Origin of the sequence: Actinomadura harenae, assembly GCF_003696215.1 — a bacterium.
In the GTDB taxonomy this organism is placed as follows: Bacteria; Actinomycetota; Actinomycetes; order Streptosporangiales; family Streptosporangiaceae; genus Spirillospora; species Spirillospora harenae.
This window is the reverse complement of the sequence record NZ_RFFG01000034.1, coordinates 1-16,822: the sequence shown is the minus strand read 5'-3', so window position 1 is coordinate 16,822 and position 16,822 is coordinate 1. Positions and strand designations below refer to the sequence as shown.

Here is a 16,822-nt window from a genome sequence, read left to right as displayed (position 1 = left end):
CTTCAGGCTCCTTGAACGGGATAGCGGGCGGTCCGGCCACGGCCGGTGATGACGGTGCGGTAGCCGGCCAGGACGCCGTCCAGGCCGGGGTCCCCGGTGTCGAGCAGCAGCGGGCGGCCGCCGAGCGCGGCGAGCTTGGCCTCGGTCGCGACGGCCAGCAGCCGGTCCGGCCCGACGGCGCGCAGCACCTCGGGCGCGATCTGCTGGTTGCCGCGGCCGAGCAGGAAGCCCTGCCCGCCGATCGGGGTGACGGCGATCCACGTGCCGCCGGTCCAGTCGTCGTCGGTGACGAGCCGGAGGAGTTCGGCGGCGTTGACGTCGGCGGCGAAGAACCGTCCGTCGCGCAGCACGTTGACGCCCATGACCGGGACGTCGACGCCGAGCGCCGCGGCGACGGCGCGGGTCGTCCCGCCGGGGCCGAGGACGAGCTGCCCGGCGCCGACGCGCCCGGCCAGCTCGGCGGCGATCCCGCCGACCGCGTACGGGTCGGCGGCCGAGCTGCCCACCTTGCGCTGCTGCACGCGGACGGGCACGTCGGGGACGAGCAGGTGGCCGTACAGCCGGGCCGAGACCCGGCCGGACCGGACGGCCTCCTCGTCGAGGTCCATGACCTCGGCCTCGGTGAACGCCCGCGTCGTGGCGACGCGGGCGGCGACCTCGCCGGCGGCGCGCGGCCCGACGCCGAACACCGCCGAGTGCATCTTCACGCCGGTCGGGACGCCGAGGACGGGCACGGACGCGCCGACGGCGTCCAGCACGTCCCGGGCCGTCCCGTCGCCGCCGGCGAACAGCAGCAGGTCGACGTGCCGGGCGAGGGCCCGGGCGGCGGCGACCGTGTCGGCCGCCGTCGTCCCCGAAGCGTCCGCACGGTCCGGGCCGTCCGACGCGTCCGGGGTGTACCGGACGTCGGGTTCGAGCCCGGCGGCGCGGACCGCGTCCTCGCCCATGGGCCCGGCGGCGGTCAGCACGACCGCCGCGCCGACCCGGGCCTTCAGCTCCTCCAGCGCGGCGGCCGCGCGTTCGGACGCGCGCGGGACCGCGCCCAGTTCACGGGCGCGGGCCTGCACGTCAGGGCCGTCGCTGCCCTTGAGGCCGACCCGGCCGCCGAGTCCGGCGACCGGGTTGACCACCAGTCCGTATCTCACTGGCCGAGGATCTTCCGGCGGTACGCGCGCCAGGTGACGGCCCAGGTCTTCGGGTCGTCGAGCGTCTCGTGCCGGATCTGGTGGATCGTCGAGTTGTGCGGGGCGGACCGGACGGTCTCCGGGTCCTCGTACGCCTCGCGCGCGACCTCGGCGAGGATCGCGGCGTACTCGTCCAGGTCCTGGCGGGAGTAGGACTCGGTCGGCTCCAGCGTCATCGGCTCGGGCACCACGTACGGGTGGTGGCTCGTCCAGTAGTGCGTGCCGAAGTCGGCGGCGCGGACGCCGATCTCCTCGCTGTGCACGCCGGTGTCCTTGTGCAGTTCCTCCCAGGAGTACCGCACCTGCTCGATGCGCCGCTTGCCCTCGGCGTACGGCGCGGACACGCCGCGGATCTCCAGGATCTTCTTCATCAGGTAGTTGTTGTTCAGCACGGCGATCTCCGCGACCTCACGGAGGCCCTCCGCGCCGAGCGACATCACCCAGGCGTACGCGCGCACGAGGTTCGGCACGACGCCGTAGAACGGGCGGATCTTCCCGACGGACTCGGGACGGTCGTCGTCCAGGTAGTAGCGCGTGCCGTCGAACTCCACGGTCGGACGCGGCAGGAACGGCACGAGCTTGTCGCTCACGCCGGACGCGCCCGCGGCCGGGCCACCGCACGCGTGCGGGGTGGAGAACGTCTTGTGCAGGTTGAAGTGGCACATGTCGAACCCGGCCGCGCGGGCGCGGGTGATGCCGAGGATGCCGTTGGCGTTCGCCTGGTCGTAGGCGCACAGGCCGCCGGCCTCGTGCACGATGTCGACGAACTCGGCGATCCGGGAGTTGAAGATCCCGGTGTCCTCCGGGTTGGTGATCATCAGGGCGGCGGTGCGCGGCCCGACGGCCGCCTTCAGCGCCTCGATGTCGGGGTAGCCGTCCGCGTCCGGGTACAGGGTGATGACCTTGAACCCGGCGGTCTTGGCGCAGGCCGCGTTGGACGGGTGGGAGAAGATCGTCGTGATGACCTCGTCGCGCTGCTCCAGCTCGCCGCGCGAGGCGAAGTAGGCGCGGATCATCGCGATGTTGGTGTAGATCGCGGCCGAGCCCGCGCCCGGCTGCAGCGAGACCCGGTCCATGCCGGAGATCTCCGCGAGCATCTTCTCCAGGTGGTACATGACCTCCAGGACGCCCTGGACGGTCGAGTCGTCCTGGAGCGGGTGCAGCTCGGAGACCCGGTGGTCGCGGACGAACCGGTCGTTGACCTTCGGGCTGTACTTCATCGTGCAGGTGCCCTGGCCGACGTCGATGTTGAGGTCGACGCCGAGGTTCTCCTGGGAGAGCCGCAGGTAGTGCCGCAGGACGTGCAGCTGCGACATCTCCGGCAGGCCCGGGGCCTGCTTGCGGCGCAGTGCCTCGGGCAGCGAGTCGTCCAGGGGGACCTCGGGCGCCGGGACGGCGACGCCGCGCGTGCCGGGCGTGCCGAGCTCGAACAGCAGCGGCTCGTCCCAGCGGGCCTGGTGGAAGCGGCGCAGCGGCGGCTTCGGGGCGATCCGCGCGTCCTCGATCGAGACGGGTCCGGTGTTCGCGGGGGCGCTCACTTGGCGATCTCCTCAAGCAGGGCCGCGAGGCGGTCGATGTCGTCCTTGGTGTGCACCTCGGTGACGCAGTACAGGGCGTCGCGGTCGGACAGCGCGTGCCCGCCGAAGACGTCCCGCTCGCGCAGCGCCTCGTTGATCTCGGCGACGGTGCGGGAACCGGTGAACCGGACGGCGAAGTCCGCGAAGTGCGGCGCGTCGGCGTTCGGGACCTCGACGCCCGGGATCGCGGCGAGCCGGGTCATGGCGTAACGCGTGTTCGCCATGATGGTCTCGCCGATCTCGCGCATGCCCTGCGGGCCCATCAGCGCGAGGTAGACGCCCGCGGCGATGCCGTTGAGCGCGGCGGCCGTGCCGACCCACTCCTTGCCCTCTTCGCGGATGGCGAAGGACGTGCGCTCGTAGGCGACGTCACCGAAGCCGTACTCGCCCTCGACCGCGGTCGGCACGACGCCGAACAGCCGGGAGGGGAACTCGGCGACCAGGTGCTCCTCGTCGTGGGTCGCGATGAACCCGGCGTTGCCGCCGCCGAAGCTCATGTGCACGCCGAGCGGCTGGACGTCGCCGCAGACGATGTCGGCGCCGTAGGACGCGGGCGGCGCGACGACGCCGAGCGAGATCGGGTTGCAGTTCACCACGTACAGCGCGCCCGCGGCGTGCGCGAGCTCGCCGAGCTCGGGCAGCGCCGGGTCGACGACGCCCAGGAAGGACGGGGCCTCGGCGTAGACCGCCGCGACGTCCCCCTCGGCGATCGCGGCGCGGACGGCCGCGACGTCGGCGCGTCCGTCCACCACCGGGACGACGACCACGTCGTGGTCGGGACGCACGTAGTCGTCGATCTTGGACAGCTTGTCGGCGGAGACGGCCGAGGCGACGACGATCCGGCGCGCGCCGGTGACGCGCCCGGCCATCCGCAGCGCGGTGCCCGAGGCCTGGAAGCCGTCGTAGGTCGGGACGTTCACGACGTCCATCTCGAGCAGCTCGCCCATGAGCGACTGGTACTCCCAGAGTGCCTGGAAGCGTCCGTGGTCCTCGTAGGGCTCGCCCGCGTAGGCGGTGAGGAACTCGGAACGGTCCACGACCTCGTCCACCACCGTGGGGACGTGGTGCTGGTAGACGCCGCCACCGAGGAAGCTCAGCGCGTCCCGGGTGCTGGTGTTACGGCCCAGCAGGCCGTTCATGTGCCGGACGAGCGCCGCCTCCGAGCGCATCGGCGCGGGCAGATCCAGCGGAGCCTGCAAGCGCAGGTCCGCCGGAACGTCAGCGTAGAAGTCCTCCACCGATTCGGCCCCGACGGCGTCGAGCATCGCCCGCTTCACATCGGGTGCCGAGTTGGGGATGTACGGGTGGGCAAACGAGCCGGTCATGCTCCCCCTCTTGACGAAACATCATCATTCGGTGTGCTGTATACAGCATTCAGCATGACGGTGTCAGGAGGCAAGGGTGCATAGCAAAGGGATGAACCGGACAAGAAGGTCGGTTCTGTTCGCGGGTGCGGTGGCCGCCGCGGTCGCGCTGAGCGGCTGCGCGGCGGGCGGCGGATCGGGCGGCAAGAAGGCCGCGCCGAGCCTGGCCGCCGGGTCGAACGCCGACATCAAGGGCGACGTCACGATCTGGTCCTGGGACGTCGCCGCGACCGCGCTCAAGCGGCTCGCGCCCGAGTTCGAGAAGCAGCACCCCGGGACGAAGATCAACATTGTCGACATCGGCTACGACAACGCCTACGACAAGATCACCGTCGGTCTGAAGGCGGGCAAGGGCCTGCCCGACATCACCACCGTCGAGGGCCCGCGGTTCCAGAGCTTCCTCGGCTCGTTCCCGGGCGGGTTCTACGACCTGAGCACGCTCGCGGACAAGTACAAGGACCAGTACAACCCGGCCGCGTGGAAGACCGCGACCGACGAGAAGGGCCGCATCCTGGCCCTGCCGTGGGACTCGGGACCCTGCGGCGTGTACTACCGCCGCGACCTGTTCCAGAAGGCCGGTGTCGACCCGAACTCGATCAACACCTGGGACGACTACGTCAAGGCCGGCGAGCAGGTCAAGGCCAAGACCGGGACGAAGTTCATCACCCTCGACCCGGCCGAGGACAACACGTTCCTGATGATGCTCCAGCAGCAGGGCCAGGGCTACTTCAAGGACGGCAAGGTCGCGGTGAACTCGCCGCAGGCCGTCAAGGCGATGACCGTCCTGAAGCAGCTGTCCGACAAGGGCCTGGTCGACTGGGCGCGCGGCTGGGACGCCACGGTCACCTCGTCCAAGACCGGCAAGTCCGCCACCACGCCGCAGGCGGCCTGGTGGAGCGGCACGCTCACCAGCGAGATGAAGGAGATGAGCGGCAAGTGGGGCGTGTTCCCGCTTCCCGCGTTCGAGCAGGGCGGGGTGCGCACGTCCAACAACGGCGGCTCGCTGCTGACCGTCACCTCGCAGACCAAGAACCCCAAGACCGCGTGGGCGTTCACCGAGTTCATGCTCGCCAACAGCGCCAACCAGGTGTCGATGCTCAAGAACGAGGGCCTGTTCCCGGCGTTCCTGCCCGCCCTGAAGGACCCGCTGGTCCAGCAGGCCGACCCGTACTTCGGCGGCCAGGCGGCCAACAAGGTCTTCGCCGACCTGTCGCCGTCCATCCCGGCGATCGACTACACCAAGGACGGCGCGAAGGCGACCCAGCTGGTGTGGTCGGCCAACGCGGGCGTGATGCTGCGCGGTAAGGACCCGAAGGCGACGCTGGACTCCACGGCCAAGCAGATCGCGTCCGCCACCGGCCGTGAGACCGCCGGCTAGCGCATGGCAGTCGTGCAGACCGAATCCGCGAAGCGAGAGAGCGTCCCCGCGGGGGACGCTCCCCGGCCGCGGCGGCGACGGATCAGCCTGACCCACTGGTGGTTCACGGGTCCGGCGACCGTCCTGTTCGTGGCGTTCTTCGCCTATCCGCTCCTCGCGAGCATCTACCAGAGTTTCACCGCCGACCAGGACGGCGTGACCGTCTGGGTCGGGCTCCGCCAGTACCGGCGCCTCGTCCAGGACCCGGTGCTGCTGCAGTCTCTGGTCAACACCGCGATGCTGCTGGTGATCCAGGTCCCGGTCATGATCGGCCTGGCGCTGGTGCTGGCCGGGGTGCTCAACGCGTCCTGGCTGCGGTTCCGCGGCGGCTGGCGGATGGTGTACTTCCTGCCCGCCGTCACCACCCTGGTCGCCTACTCCGTGGTCTTCCGGGTGCTGCTCAAGACCGACGGCGGCATGGTCAACCAGATGCTGGACGGCATCGGGATCGGCGGCGTGGACTGGCTGAACGACGCCACCTGGGCGCGGATCTCGCTGATCCTGTCGATCACCTGGCGGTGGACCGGTTACAACGCGGTGATCCTGCTGGCCGGGCTCCAGGCGATCGGCCGCGAGCAGTACGAGGCCGCGTCGATCGACGGGGCGGGCGCGGTCACCACGTTCGTGCGGGTGATCGTGCCGCAGCTCAAGCCGGTGATCCTGTTCTGTTCGATCACCTCCACGATCGGAACGCTCCAGCTGTTCGACGAGAACTACGTTCTGACGCGCGGCGGACCGGACAACGCGACGATGACGCCCGTCCTGTACCTCTACAAGGTCGGGTTCGACCAGATGGACTTCGGCTACGCGGCGGCGATCGCCTGGGTGGTCGTGCTGCTCATCGGCCTGGTGTCGCTGGTCCAGTTCCGCCTGTTGGGGAAGGGGGCGCGGTGAACCCGCGGATTCTTGGCCGGGCGGGGGCCTATCTGGTCCTGCTGGCCGGCGCGGTCATCAGCCTCGTGCCGTTCTACTGGATGGCGGTGGCGGCCACGCACCACACCGCCGACCTGTTCGGCTCGCCGCCGCCGTTCATGCCCGGCGGGGCGCTGATGGACAACCTGTCCCGGTTGCAGAACGAGCACCGGTTCGGGCGGGTCGTCGTCAACAGCCTCGGCGTCGCGCTCGTCTACACCGTGCTCAGCTCGCTGATCTCGGCGATGTGCGGCTACGGCCTCGCCAAGTACAGCTTCCGAGGCAGGGGCATCCTGCTCGGCGTGGTGCTGGCGACGATGATGATCCCGATGCAGGTGCTGCTGGTCCCGCTGTTCCAGATGATGGCGAACCTCGGCTGGACCGACACCTACCAGGCGGTCATCCTGCCGTTCCTGGCCAACGCGTTCGGCATCTTCCTCATGCGGCAGGCGTTCCTCGCCTTCCCGGACGAGCTGATCGAGTCGGCCCGCATCGACGGCGCGAGCGACATGCGGATCTTCTACCAGGTCGTCCTGCCGGGCGTGCGCCCGCAGCTCGGCGCCCTGATCATCTTCACCTTCATGAGCCAGTGGAACAGCTTCATCTGGCCGCTGCTCATGCTGAACACCGAGGAGAAGTTCACCGTGCCCATCGCGCTCAACCAGATGATCGGGCTGTCCCATGTGGACTACTCCGGCCTGATGCTGGGCTCGTTCGTGGCGACCCTCCCGATCATGATCGTGTTCTTCGTCTTCCAGCGGCAGTTCGTCGCCGGCCTGCTCGGCGGGGCGGTGAAGGGATGACCGGCGGTTCGGGAACCGACAGCGGGAAGAGCACCCTGACGCGGGTCGGCGGGATGCTGTACGGCGGGGACTACAACCCCGAGCAGTGGCCCGAGGAGGTGTGGGCCGAGGACGCCGCCCTCATGAAGGAGGCCGGGGTCACCATGATCACGGTCGGCGTCTTCTCCTGGGCCAAGCTCCAGCCCGGCCCGGACACGTGGGACTTCGGGTGGCTGGACCGGCTGCTCGACCTCCTGCACGGGCAGGGCATCGCGGTCGACCTGGCCACGGCGACGGCGTCGCCGCCCGCGTGGCTCGTGCGGGCGCGTCCGGAGGTCCTGCCGGTGCGGTCGGACGGCGTCCGGCTGGAGTTCGGGTCGCGGCAGCACTACTGCCCGTCCTCGCCGGTGTACCGGGAGGCGGCGGTCACGCTCGCGCGGAAGATCGCCGAGCGGTACCGGGACCACCCGGCGCTCGCGCTGTGGCACATCCACAACGAGTACGGCGACCACGTCACCGAGTGCTTCTGCGCGGAGTCGGCGGCCGACTTCCGGCGCTGGCTGCGCGGGCGGTACACGGACCTGGACGCGCTGAACGCGGCCTGGGGCACGGCGTTCTGGTCGCAGCGGTACGGGTCGTGGGACGAGATCGAGCCGCCGCGCGACGCGCCCGGCCCGGTCAACCCGACGCAGACGCTCGACTGGCGCCGGTTCTGCTCGGACGCCCTGCTCGCCTGCTACCAGGGCGAGAAGGACATGCTGGACGAGGTGTCCCCCGGCGTCCCGGTGACCACGAACTTCATGTCGATGTTCAAGGCGCTGGACTACTGGAAGTGGGCGTCGCGGGAGGACTTCGTCTCCGACGACGCCTACCCGGACCCGCACGACCCCGAGGCGCACATCACGGCCGCGATGAACTACGACCTGATGCGCTCGCTCAAGGGCGGTCGGCCGTGGTTGCTGATGGAGCAGGCTCCGTCGGCGGTGAGCTGGCGTCCGGTGAACGTGCCGAAGCGTCCGGGCCTGCACCGGCTGTGGTCGCTGCAGACGGTCGCGCGCGGCGCGGACGGCGTCATGTACTTCCAGTGGCGGGCCTCGCGCGCGGGCGCGGAGAAGTTCCACAGCGCGCTGCTCCCCCACGGCGGGACGACGTCGCGCGGCTGGGCCGAGACCGTCCGGTTCGGGGCGGAGCTGGCGAAGCTCGGCCCTGTCGCGGGCAGCCGCACCGAGGCCGACGTCGCGATCGTCCTGTCCTGGGACTCGTGGTGGGCGCTGGAGCAGGAGGACCACCCGTCCACGCGGCTGGAGCTGCGGGCGCTGGTCGCGTCCTGGTACCGGGAGCTGTGGAAGCGGAACATCGCGGTCGACTTCGTCCCTCCGGAGGCCGACTTCGGGCGGTACAAGGCCGTCCTCGCGCCGAACCTGTACATGCTGCGGTCGGAGACGGCCGAGCGGCTCACCCGGTTCGTCGCGGACGGCGGCCACCTGGCCGTCGGGTTCTTCTCCGGGATCGTGGACGAGCACGACCACATCCACCTCGGGGGCTACCCGGCCCCGCTGCGCGAGGCGCTCGGGGTCGTGGTGGACGAGTTCTGGCCGGTCCCCGACGACGCGTCCGTGCGGGTCGAGGGCCTGGGCTCGGCGACGACGTGGAGCGAGTGGCTGGACGTCACGACCGCCGAGCCCGTCGCGTCCTACGCCGAGGGCCCGCTGGCCGGACGGCCGGCGATCACCCGCAACGTCCACGGTGAGGGGATCGGCTGGTACCTGAGCTGCCACCTGCCGTCCGCGCTGGGCCGGATCCTGGACGAGGCGGGCGTGGGCCCGGTCCACGCGACGCCCGAGGGCGTCGAGGCGACCCGGCGCGGCGACCACCTGTTCCTGCTGAACCATACGGACACCGTGTCGCGTGTGAGCGGTTTGTCCGGTATTGATCTGTTGTCCGGCGCGACCGTCCGGGGCGAGCTCGAACTCCCCCCGCTCGGCGCGGCGGTTCTCACCCCCGCATCAGAAACAAGGTGATCATGCGCAAGCCCCTGAGCGCCGCCATCGGAGTCGTCGCTCTGCTCCCCCTCGCGGCGGTCCCCGCGCACGCGGCGCCCGCCCACCCGGCCGGGCCCTCCGGCTACGCCAACGTGCTCGACATGCGCGGCACCCCCACGGCGTCCGAGCCGCCGGAGTTCAACGACATCTCCGTGTTCTCCGACCGCGGCGCCTGGCACGCCTACGCCCTGCCCAAGGACCCGGCGACCTACGGCGGCTTCACCGGCCCGCTGTACATCGCGCAGGAGTACCCCTGGTGGCTGAGCAAGGCGTTCAGCCGCGTCCAGCTCAGCGAGAACGGCCGGAAGATCGACCTGTCCGGCGCCAAGCCGGCGCTGTCGGCGCTGCCCGGCCTGCTCCGCCAGGTCTACGACCTGGACGGCCTGCGGCTCACCCTCGAACTGCGCTTCGGCAGCGCCCACACCGCGCTCGTCCGCGCGTTCGTCGAGAACACCGGCCGGACGGCCCGGACGATCCAGGTCGGCTGGACGGGCGAGCTGCTGCGCCCGGACGCCGAGCCGATGAAGAGCGCCCCCTCCCTCAAGGCCACCGGCAAGGGCGTCCAGGTCGACTTCGCCAAGGTCCGCAAGACCTGGAGCTACCTGACCAACGGCACCGAGCGGTTCGAGATCACCCACGCCGAGCCGGTCCGGACGACCGTCACCGGTGACTCCTACACCACCGACCTGGCGCGTCCGCTGACCGTCAAGCCGAAGGCGACCAGCGCCCTGACCTGGGCCGAGACCTACACCTTCGACGAGGCCGAGCGGCGGGCGGAGACCCCGGCCGTCGCGGGCCTGCTGCGTTCGCCCGAGCGCGCCGAGGCCCAGGGCGACGCCCGCTGGAAGGGCTACGTCTCCAAGGCGACCCGCGGCGTCCCCGCCGAGCGGCGGCGCCTGGCGGTCAAGTCCGTCGAGACGCTCGTGTCGAACTGGCGCGGCCCGGCGGGCGCGATCCGCCACAACGGGATCACGCCGTCGATCACCTACAAGTGGTTCAGCGGCCTGTGGTCCTGGGACACCTGGAAGCAGGCGGTCGGCACGGCCAAGTTCGACCCGGCGCTCGCCCGGGACCAGATCCGCTCGATGTTCGACTACCAGATCACCGCCCAGTCCAAGGACCGGCCGCAGGACGCGGGCATGATCCCGGACGCGATCTTCTACAACACCCCGGCCGAGGGCGGCGGCAACTGGAACGAGCGCAACAGCAAGCCGCCGCTCGCCGCCTGGTCGGTCTGGCAGGTCTACCTCAAGGACCGGGACGCCTCGTTCCTCCGCGAGATGTACCCGAAGCTCGTCGCCTACCACGACTGGTGGTACCGGACGCGCGACCACGACCACAACGGGCTCGCCGAGTACGGCGCGACGGTCGACCCGGCCAACGCGACCGCGGACGACCAGCTCGAGGCCGCCGCGTGGGAGAGCGGCATGGACAACGCGCCGCGCTTCGACGCGGAGCTCGGCGTGAAGATGCTGGCCAACACCGACGCGTCCGGCAAGGTCGTCGGCTACTCCATCAACCAGGAGTCGGTCGACCTCAACGCCTACCTGGCCGCCGAGAAGCACTACCTCGCGCTGATCGCCGGAAAGCTGGGCAAGCACGCCGAGGCCGCGAAGTTCGAGAAGGACTCCGCCAAGGTCGCCGGTCTCGTGCGCGCGCGGATGTACGACGGCAAGTCGGGCTTCTTCTACGACACGGCCATGACCGCCGACGGTGGGAAGACCCTCACCGAGCGCGGACGCGGCATCGAGGGCGCGATCCCGCTGTGGGCCGGTGTCGCCTCGAAGCAGCAGGCCGCGGCCGTCCGGTTCAAGATGGTCGACCCGAACGAGTTCGCGACCAAGGTCCCGTTCCCGACGGTGTCGAAGAGCTCGCCGTACTTCCAGTCGACCAAGTACTGGCGCGGGCCGGTCTGGATCGACCAGGCGTACTTCGCGCTCACCGGCCTGCGCGGCTACGGCTACCAGGCCGACGCCCGCACCCTCGCCGACCGGCTGCGCGCCAACGCGTCCGGCATGCTCGGCGACGGCCCGCTGCACGAGAACTACGACCCGCTGACCGGCGCGCAGCTGAACTCGCCGAACTTCAGCTGGTCCGCGGGCCTGCTCCTCGCCCTGGACGACTGAGCCGTCCGAGTCGACAGGGTCGACTGAGTCGACCGGTTCCCGCCGTCCTGGCCGCCGCTCCCCGGAGCTAGCCGGTCAGGACGGCACGGGTGCCCGCGGCGATCTCCAGATCCTCGCGGGCCCCGACGACGGCGACGCCGACCTCGCCCCCCGCCGGGCTGAGGACGGCGTCGCCGTGCGCGTCCTCGTTCGCCGACGGGTCGATCCGGACGCCGAGGAACGCCAGGTCCGACGCCAGCCGGGCGCGGGCCTCCGCGTCGTGCTCCCCGACACCCCCGGTGAACACCAGCGCGTCCATCCCGCCGAGCGAGGCGGCCATCGCGGCGGCGCACTTCCGCAGGCCGTGGTGGTAGACGTCGAGCGCCGCCTCCGCCGTCTCGTCACCGGCCGCGGCGCGCGTCCGCAGCTCCCGCATGTCGCCCGTCCCGGCCAGCGCCCGCAGCCCGGAACGGTGTTCGAGCGCGTCGTCGATCTCCTCCGCCGGGACGCCGTGCCGGAGCAGCCACATCGGGATGCCCGGGTCCACGCTGCCCGCGCGGGTGGCCATCACCAGCCCTTCGAGCGGTGTGAAGCCCATGGTCGTGTCGACCGACCGCCCGTCGAGGACGGCCGCCAGCGACGCGCCCGCGCCGAGATGGCAGACGACCATGCGCCGCCGCGGTCCCAGGAGCCCGCCCGCGCGGCGCGACGCGTACGCGAACGACAGCCCGTGGAAGCCGTAGCGGCGGATCGCGAACCGCTCCCGCCACTCCTCTGGCACCGCGTAGGTCGCGGCGGCGTCCGGCATGCCGACGTGGAACGCGGTGTCGAAGCAGGCCACGGCCGGGACGTCCGGCAGCGCGCGCCGCATCTCCCCCAGCGCGTACAGCGACAGCGGCTGGTGCAGCGGCGCGAGGTCGATCAGGGTGTGCAGGCTCTTGGTCACCTCGTCGTCCACCAGGACCGGGTGGGTGTAGGCCCGTCCCCCATGGACGAACCGGATGCCCACGGCGTCCGGGCGGGGCATGCGGTCGACGAGGGCGAGCACCCGCTCGGCCTCCCGCTCCACGCCCCCGGTCGCCAGCTCGGCATGGACGAGCACCTCGTCGTCGGCGTCCAGCAGCGCCAGCTTCACGCTGCTGGACCCGGGGTTCACGGTGAGCACGCGCATCGGCGTCCCCCTCCCTCAGTCCGGAATTCAGTACGGCCAGACCCAGTCGCGGACCTCGGGGGCGTCCTCCCCGTGCTCGCGCGTGTAGGCGCGCAGCCGAAGCCGCGTGTCCGCCATCCGCTGCCGGATGTGCCCGACGCGCCCGCCGAGGCCGGGGACGCGGTCGATGACGTCCATGACCAGGTGGTAGCGGTCCAGGTCGTTCAGCATGACCATGTCGAACGGCGTGGTCGTGGTCCCCTCCTCCTTGTACCCGCGCACGTGCAGGTTGTCGTGCCCGGGACGGCGGTAGGCGAGCCGGTGGACCAGGTACGGATAGCCGTGGAACGCGAAGATCACCGGTTTGTCGGGGGTGAACAGGGACGCGTACTCGGCGTCCGGCATGCCGTGCGGGTGCTCCCCGGGCGGCAGCAGCCGCATGAGGTCCACGACGTTGACGACCCGGACGCGCAGGTCGGGCAGCAGCCGCCGGAGCAGGTCGGCGGCGGCGAGCGTCTCCAGGGTGGGGACGTCGCCCGCGCAGGCGAGCACGACGTCCGGGTCGGCGCCGCCGTCGGTGCTCGCCCACTCCCAGATGCCGATCCCGCGCACGCAGTGCCGGACGGCCTCGTCCATCGGCAGCCACACCGGAGCGGGCTGCTTGCCCGCGACGACCACGTTCACGTAGTCGCGGGAGCGCAGGCAGTGGTCGGCGACCGACAGCAGGGTGTTGGCGTCCGGCGGGAGGTAGACCCGGACGACCTCGGGCTTCTTGTTCATCACCACGTCGATGAACCCGGGGTCCTGGTGGGTGAAGCCGTTGTGGTCCTGCCGCCAGACGTGCGAGGACAGCAGGTAGTTCAGCGACGCGACCGGCGCCCGCCAGGGCAGGCCCCGGCTCACCTTCAGCCACTTCGCGTGCTGGTTGAACATGGCGTCCACGATGTGCGTGAACGCCTCGTAGGTGTTGAAGAGGCCGTGGCGTCCCGTCAGCAGGTAGCCCTCCAGCCAGCCCTGGCACAGGTGCTCGCTCAGCACCTCCATGACGCGGCCGGACGCGGCCTGGTGCTCGTCGGTGCCGAGCCGCTCGCCCGCGAAGACCCGGTCGGTGACCTCGAAGACCGCGCCGAGCCGGTTGGAGAGCGTCTCGTCCGGGCCCATGATCCGGAAGTTCTCCGGATTGGCGGACACCACGTCCCGCAGGTAGCCGCCGAGGACGCGGGTGGCCTCGGCGGTCGTCGTGCCGTACTTGTCCACCCGGACGGCGTGCGCGCGGAAGCCGGGCAGGTCGAGCGGGCGCAGCAGCCGTCCGCCGTTGGCGTGCGGGTTGGCGCTCATCCGGCGGTCCCCGGCGGGGGCGAGGCCGCGGAGCGCCGCGGCCGGGCGCCCGTCCTGGTCGAAGAGCTCCTCGGGACGGTACGACCGCAGCCACGCCTCCAGCTGCGCGAGGTGCTCCGGGTCCTCCCGGACGCGGGCGAGCGGCACCTGGTGCGCCCGCCAGGTGCCCTCGACGGGCAGGCCGTCCACCTCCTTCGGGCCGGTCCAGCCCTTCGGCGTCCGCAGGATGATCATCGGCCAGCGCGGGCGCCCGGTCGCGCCCTCCTCGCGGGCGGCGTGCTGGATCCGCGCGATCTCGTCCAGGGCGCCGTCGAGCGCGGCGGCCATCTCCCGGTGCACCCGCGCCGGGTCGTCCCCGGACACGATGACCGGCGCGTAGCCGCAGCCCTCGAACAGCGCGCGCAGCTCGTCCTCGGGGATCCGGGCGAGCACCGCCGGGTTCGCGATCTTGTAGCCGTTCAGCGCCAGGATGGGCAGCACCGCGCCGTCGTGCACCGGGTCCACGAACTTGGTCGAGTGCCAGCTGGTGGCGAGCGGCCCGGTCTCGGCCTCGCCGTCCCCGACGATGCACGCCACGACCAGGCCGGGGTTGTCGAACGCGGCGCCGTAGGCGTGCGCGAGCGAGTAGCCGAGTTCGCCGCCCTCGTGGATCGAGCCGGGAGTCTCCGGCGCGACGTGGCTCGGGACACCGCCGGGGAAGGAGAACTGCCGGAACAGCCGTCCCATGCCCGCCGCGTCCTGCGGGACCTCCGGGTAGACCTCGCTGTAGGTGCCCTCGAGCCAGGCGTTCGCGACGGCGGACGGCCCGCCGTGCCCCGGCCCCATGACGTAGATCATGTCGAGGTCGCGGTCCCGGATGACCCGGTTGAGGTGGACGTAGCAGAGGTTCAGGCCGGGCGAGGTGCCCCAGTGCCCCAGCAGGCGGGGCTTGATGTGCCCGGGACGCAGCGGCTCGCGCAGCAGCGGGTTCGCCATCAGGTAGATCTGACCGGCCGACAGGTAGTTCGCCGCGCGCCAGTAGGCGTCGATCAGGCCCAGTTCGGTCTCGGTCGCACTCACGGTTCCTCCCGATGATCGCCGCTCCCTTAACGGCGTTCCTTCCCGGCGAAGGCTCGGGAAGTCACCCGTCACGGGACCATTTGCGGCCTCGCCCCGGAGAGGGACACGCAGATCGCCCCATCTACCCCGATTCATCATCGATGGACCGACCCGACGCGGCCTGCCCGGCGGGACTCGACCACGCGAGTCCCGCCGAGCCGTTTCTCCTAGCCCATCCGGGCGATCCGGCCCTTCTCACCGGACGCCCAGCAACCCCCGTGCGCGCACGAGACGGTGTCGAAGCTGCCCGTGTCGAAACGCTTCCAGGTGCGCCCGTTGTCGCGGGACACGTCGCTGCCGGTCGGGCCGACCGCGAGCAGCAGCGGACCGACGTACGTCACGCCCGAGCGGTACTCGGCGGGCGGACGCGGCGCGAGCCGCCAGGACCGTCCGGCGTCGCCCGTGGTCGCGGCGGCCTTCGGGGACGCCTCGCCCGGACGGTAGTCGCCGCCGACCGCGACGCCGTGCCGGGCGTCCCGGAACGCCAGCCCGAACACGCCCGCCGCCGCGCCGCTCGGCAGCGGCGCGTTCGTGACCGTCCAGGTGCGTCCGCGGTCGCGGCTGTGGAACACGCGCGAGCTCGCGCCGCCGCCGGTCGCGATCCACGCGTCCCGGGCGCCGTGCGAGACCAGGCACTGGCCGCTGGCGGCGAACGCGGCCTCGCCCGGCAGCGCGGCGGGCATCCCGGCGTTCGGCAGCACCTTCCAGCTGCGGCCGCCGTCGGCCGTCGACAGGATCCGGAACTTCCCGTCCACCGGGTCGCTGACGGCCAGCCCGTTCTTCCGGTCGAAGAACGTCATGCAGTCGTAGAACGCGTTCGGGTCGCCGTTCGTGAACCCGGTCGTCCAGGTGCGGCCGCCGTTGGACGTCCGGTACACGCGGGACGCGTCGCCTTCGCCGATCGCCAGCACGACGGCGTTGTCGGCGTCGAACGCCTCCACGTCGCGGAACTCCAGGCCCGCGGCGTCCGCCGGGGCGACCTTCGCCCACGTCCGGCCGCCGTTCACGGTGCGCAGGACGGTCCCGCCGCTGCCCGCCGCCCAGGCGGTGTTCCGGTCCACGGCCGCCAGGCCCCGGAACCGGGACTGGACGCCGGTGTCGGTGAGCTTCCAGCCGAGCGAGGAGCCCGGCTTGTGGGGCGCGGCGTCGGCCGTGCCGCCGAGTCCGGCGGCGAGGGTGGCCGCGGCCAGGCCCGCCACCGGGAGAGATCGAAGGATCATGCGCGTCAGAGTCATGCGCGGAAGTTAGCGAAACGGGATCTTCACGTCCAGACCCGACACGGCAGGGGATCCCTCCGACCTGGCCGGGGTCCGCGCCGGGCCGGAGGGCTCGGCCGTGTGGACGGTGCTCCCGGCCGCTACTAAGGTGTGCGCTGGACGACACCGAGCGGACGGGGGTGGGCGTGGACGCCACAACGCCACGTCACCGCAGGCTGCTCATGCTCCTGGCGGGCCTCTTCGGGCTTGTCACGACCATCGCGTCCGCCCTTCCCGGCGGCCCCGCCGCGGCGGCGGAGAGCTCCGCCAGCGCGTCCGGCCTTCCCGGACAGGACTGCGCGAGCCACTGCGCCCAGCGCACGGCCCAGGACCACGCCACCGGCACCCCGGTCGGGAACGCGCAGGCCGGGGCCGCACAGGACCGGGCGGCTCGGCAACGGGCGGCCCAGCGCAGCGAGGCCCTGCAGGCGGGCGCGGCCCTCTTCCAGCGGTACTACGCGGCCATCATCGACCGGTACGAGACGCGACCGTCCCATGACGGCGCGCGACCGGTCCTCTCCACGGTGCCCGCGGCGGCGCCCGGTCCGGCCGGGGCGCCCGCCCCGCGCGCCGGACGGCCCGTCCCGCCCGCCCCCG

General features: G+C 71.8%; 12 protein-coding genes. 6 read left to right on the top strand and 6 right to left on the bottom strand.

The genetic code is table 11. The features are described 5' to 3' along the window. Positions 1-2 precede the first annotated feature (2 nt). The 3 genes from EBO15_RS19855 to gcvPA are packed head-to-tail and all read right to left on the bottom strand — an operon-like array spanning position 3 to position 4,086. Positions 3-1,145, bottom strand: a complete 1,143-nt coding sequence (locus EBO15_RS19855) for an ATP-NAD kinase family protein (RefSeq protein WP_199744674.1) — start codon at positions 1,143-1,145, stop codon at positions 3-5. Further along, positions 1,142-2,722: an aminomethyl-transferring glycine dehydrogenase subunit GcvPB gene (gene gcvPB / locus EBO15_RS19850; RefSeq protein ID WP_122195916.1), complete on the bottom strand. Its 1,581-nt coding sequence runs from the start codon at positions 2,720-2,722 to the stop codon at positions 1,142-1,144. Before gcvPB ends, EBO15_RS19855 begins: the two co-directional genes overlap by 4 nt. Next, positions 2,719-4,086 carry an aminomethyl-transferring glycine dehydrogenase subunit GcvPA gene (gene gcvPA / locus EBO15_RS19845; protein WP_122195915.1) on the bottom strand — a complete coding sequence of 456 codons (1,368 nt, stop codon included), beginning with the start codon at positions 4,084-4,086 and terminating at the stop codon, positions 2,719-2,721. Before gcvPA ends, gcvPB begins: the two co-directional genes overlap by 4 nt. A gap of 91 nt (positions 4,087-4,177) precedes the next feature. Between gcvPA and EBO15_RS19840 the strand changes: the two genes are divergently transcribed. From EBO15_RS19840 to EBO15_RS19820, 5 genes are read left to right on the top strand one after another with little or no spacing between them, the layout of a single operon-like run. Continuing rightward, positions 4,178-5,503, top strand: coding sequence for an ABC transporter substrate-binding protein (locus EBO15_RS19840; RefSeq protein ID WP_122195914.1), 1,326 nt, complete (start codon positions 4,178-4,180; stop codon positions 5,501-5,503). A 12-nt stretch (positions 5,504-5,515) separates the two neighbouring features. Beyond that, entirely contained in the window at positions 5,516-6,436 is a 921-nt protein-coding gene (locus EBO15_RS19835; protein WP_233616308.1) for a carbohydrate ABC transporter permease, read from the top strand. Continuing rightward, positions 6,433-7,257 carry a carbohydrate ABC transporter permease gene (locus EBO15_RS19830; RefSeq protein WP_199744673.1) on the top strand — a complete coding sequence of 275 codons (825 nt, stop codon included), beginning with the start codon at positions 6,433-6,435 and terminating at the stop codon, positions 7,255-7,257. Before EBO15_RS19835 ends, EBO15_RS19830 begins: the two co-directional genes overlap by 4 nt. After that, positions 7,254-9,257, top strand: coding sequence for a beta-galactosidase (locus tag EBO15_RS19825; RefSeq protein ID WP_199744672.1), 2,004 nt, complete (start codon positions 7,254-7,256; stop codon positions 9,255-9,257). The genes EBO15_RS19830 and EBO15_RS19825 overlap by 4 nt, the downstream gene beginning before the upstream one ends. 2 nt (positions 9,258-9,259) lie before the next feature. Then, positions 9,260-11,404, top strand: a complete 2,145-nt coding sequence (locus EBO15_RS19820; RefSeq protein WP_122195912.1) for an MGH1-like glycoside hydrolase domain-containing protein — start codon at positions 9,260-9,262, stop codon at positions 11,402-11,404. A 67-nt stretch (positions 11,405-11,471) separates the two neighbouring features. Here the strand turns inward: EBO15_RS19820 and EBO15_RS19815 are convergent, their stop codons facing one another. From EBO15_RS19815 to EBO15_RS19805, 3 genes are all read right to left on the bottom strand, one after another. Further along, a complete protein-coding gene (locus tag EBO15_RS19815) occupies positions 11,472-12,554 on the bottom strand; it encodes an acetate/propionate family kinase (protein WP_122195911.1) in 1,083 nt (360 codons plus the stop codon). Between the two features lie 27 nt (positions 12,555-12,581). Beyond that, the gene (locus EBO15_RS19810; RefSeq protein ID WP_122195910.1) at positions 12,582-14,930 is read right to left on the bottom strand and encodes a phosphoketolase family protein; all 2,349 of its coding nucleotides are present in this window, start codon (positions 14,928-14,930) and stop codon (positions 12,582-12,584) included. 206 nt (positions 14,931-15,136) lie between these two features. Next, the gene (locus EBO15_RS19805) at positions 15,137-16,189 is read right to left on the bottom strand and encodes a WD40/YVTN/BNR-like repeat-containing protein (protein ID WP_199744671.1); all 1,053 of its coding nucleotides are present in this window, start codon (positions 16,187-16,189) and stop codon (positions 15,137-15,139) included. Positions 16,190-16,371: 182 nt separating this feature from the next. On the opposite strand from EBO15_RS19805, the gene EBO15_RS19800 reads away from it, so the two are divergent. Beyond that, positions 16,372-16,822 (top strand): hypothetical protein (locus EBO15_RS19800; protein WP_199744670.1); only part of this gene is annotated, 451 nt, incomplete at its 3' end.

Coding starts and splice junctions, on each gene's coding strand:
- gcvPA (WP_122195915.1), bottom strand. CDS start 4,086: ATGACCGGCTCGTTTGCCCACCCGTACATCCCCAACTCGGCACCCGAT.
- EBO15_RS19840 (WP_122195914.1), top strand. CDS start 4,178: ATGAACCGGACAAGAAGGTCGGTTCTGTTCGCGGGTGCGGTGGCCGCC.
- EBO15_RS19825 (WP_199744672.1), top strand. CDS start 7,254: ATGACCGGCGGTTCGGGAACCGACAGCGGGAAGAGCACCCTGACGCGG.
- EBO15_RS19820 (WP_122195912.1), top strand. CDS start 9,260: ATGCGCAAGCCCCTGAGCGCCGCCATCGGAGTCGTCGCTCTGCTCCCC.
- EBO15_RS19815 (WP_122195911.1), bottom strand. CDS start 12,554: ATGCGCGTGCTCACCGTGAACCCCGGGTCCAGCAGCGTGAAGCTGGCG.
- EBO15_RS19805 (WP_199744671.1), bottom strand. CDS start 16,189: ATGATCCTTCGATCTCTCCCGGTGGCGGGCCTGGCCGCGGCCACCCTC.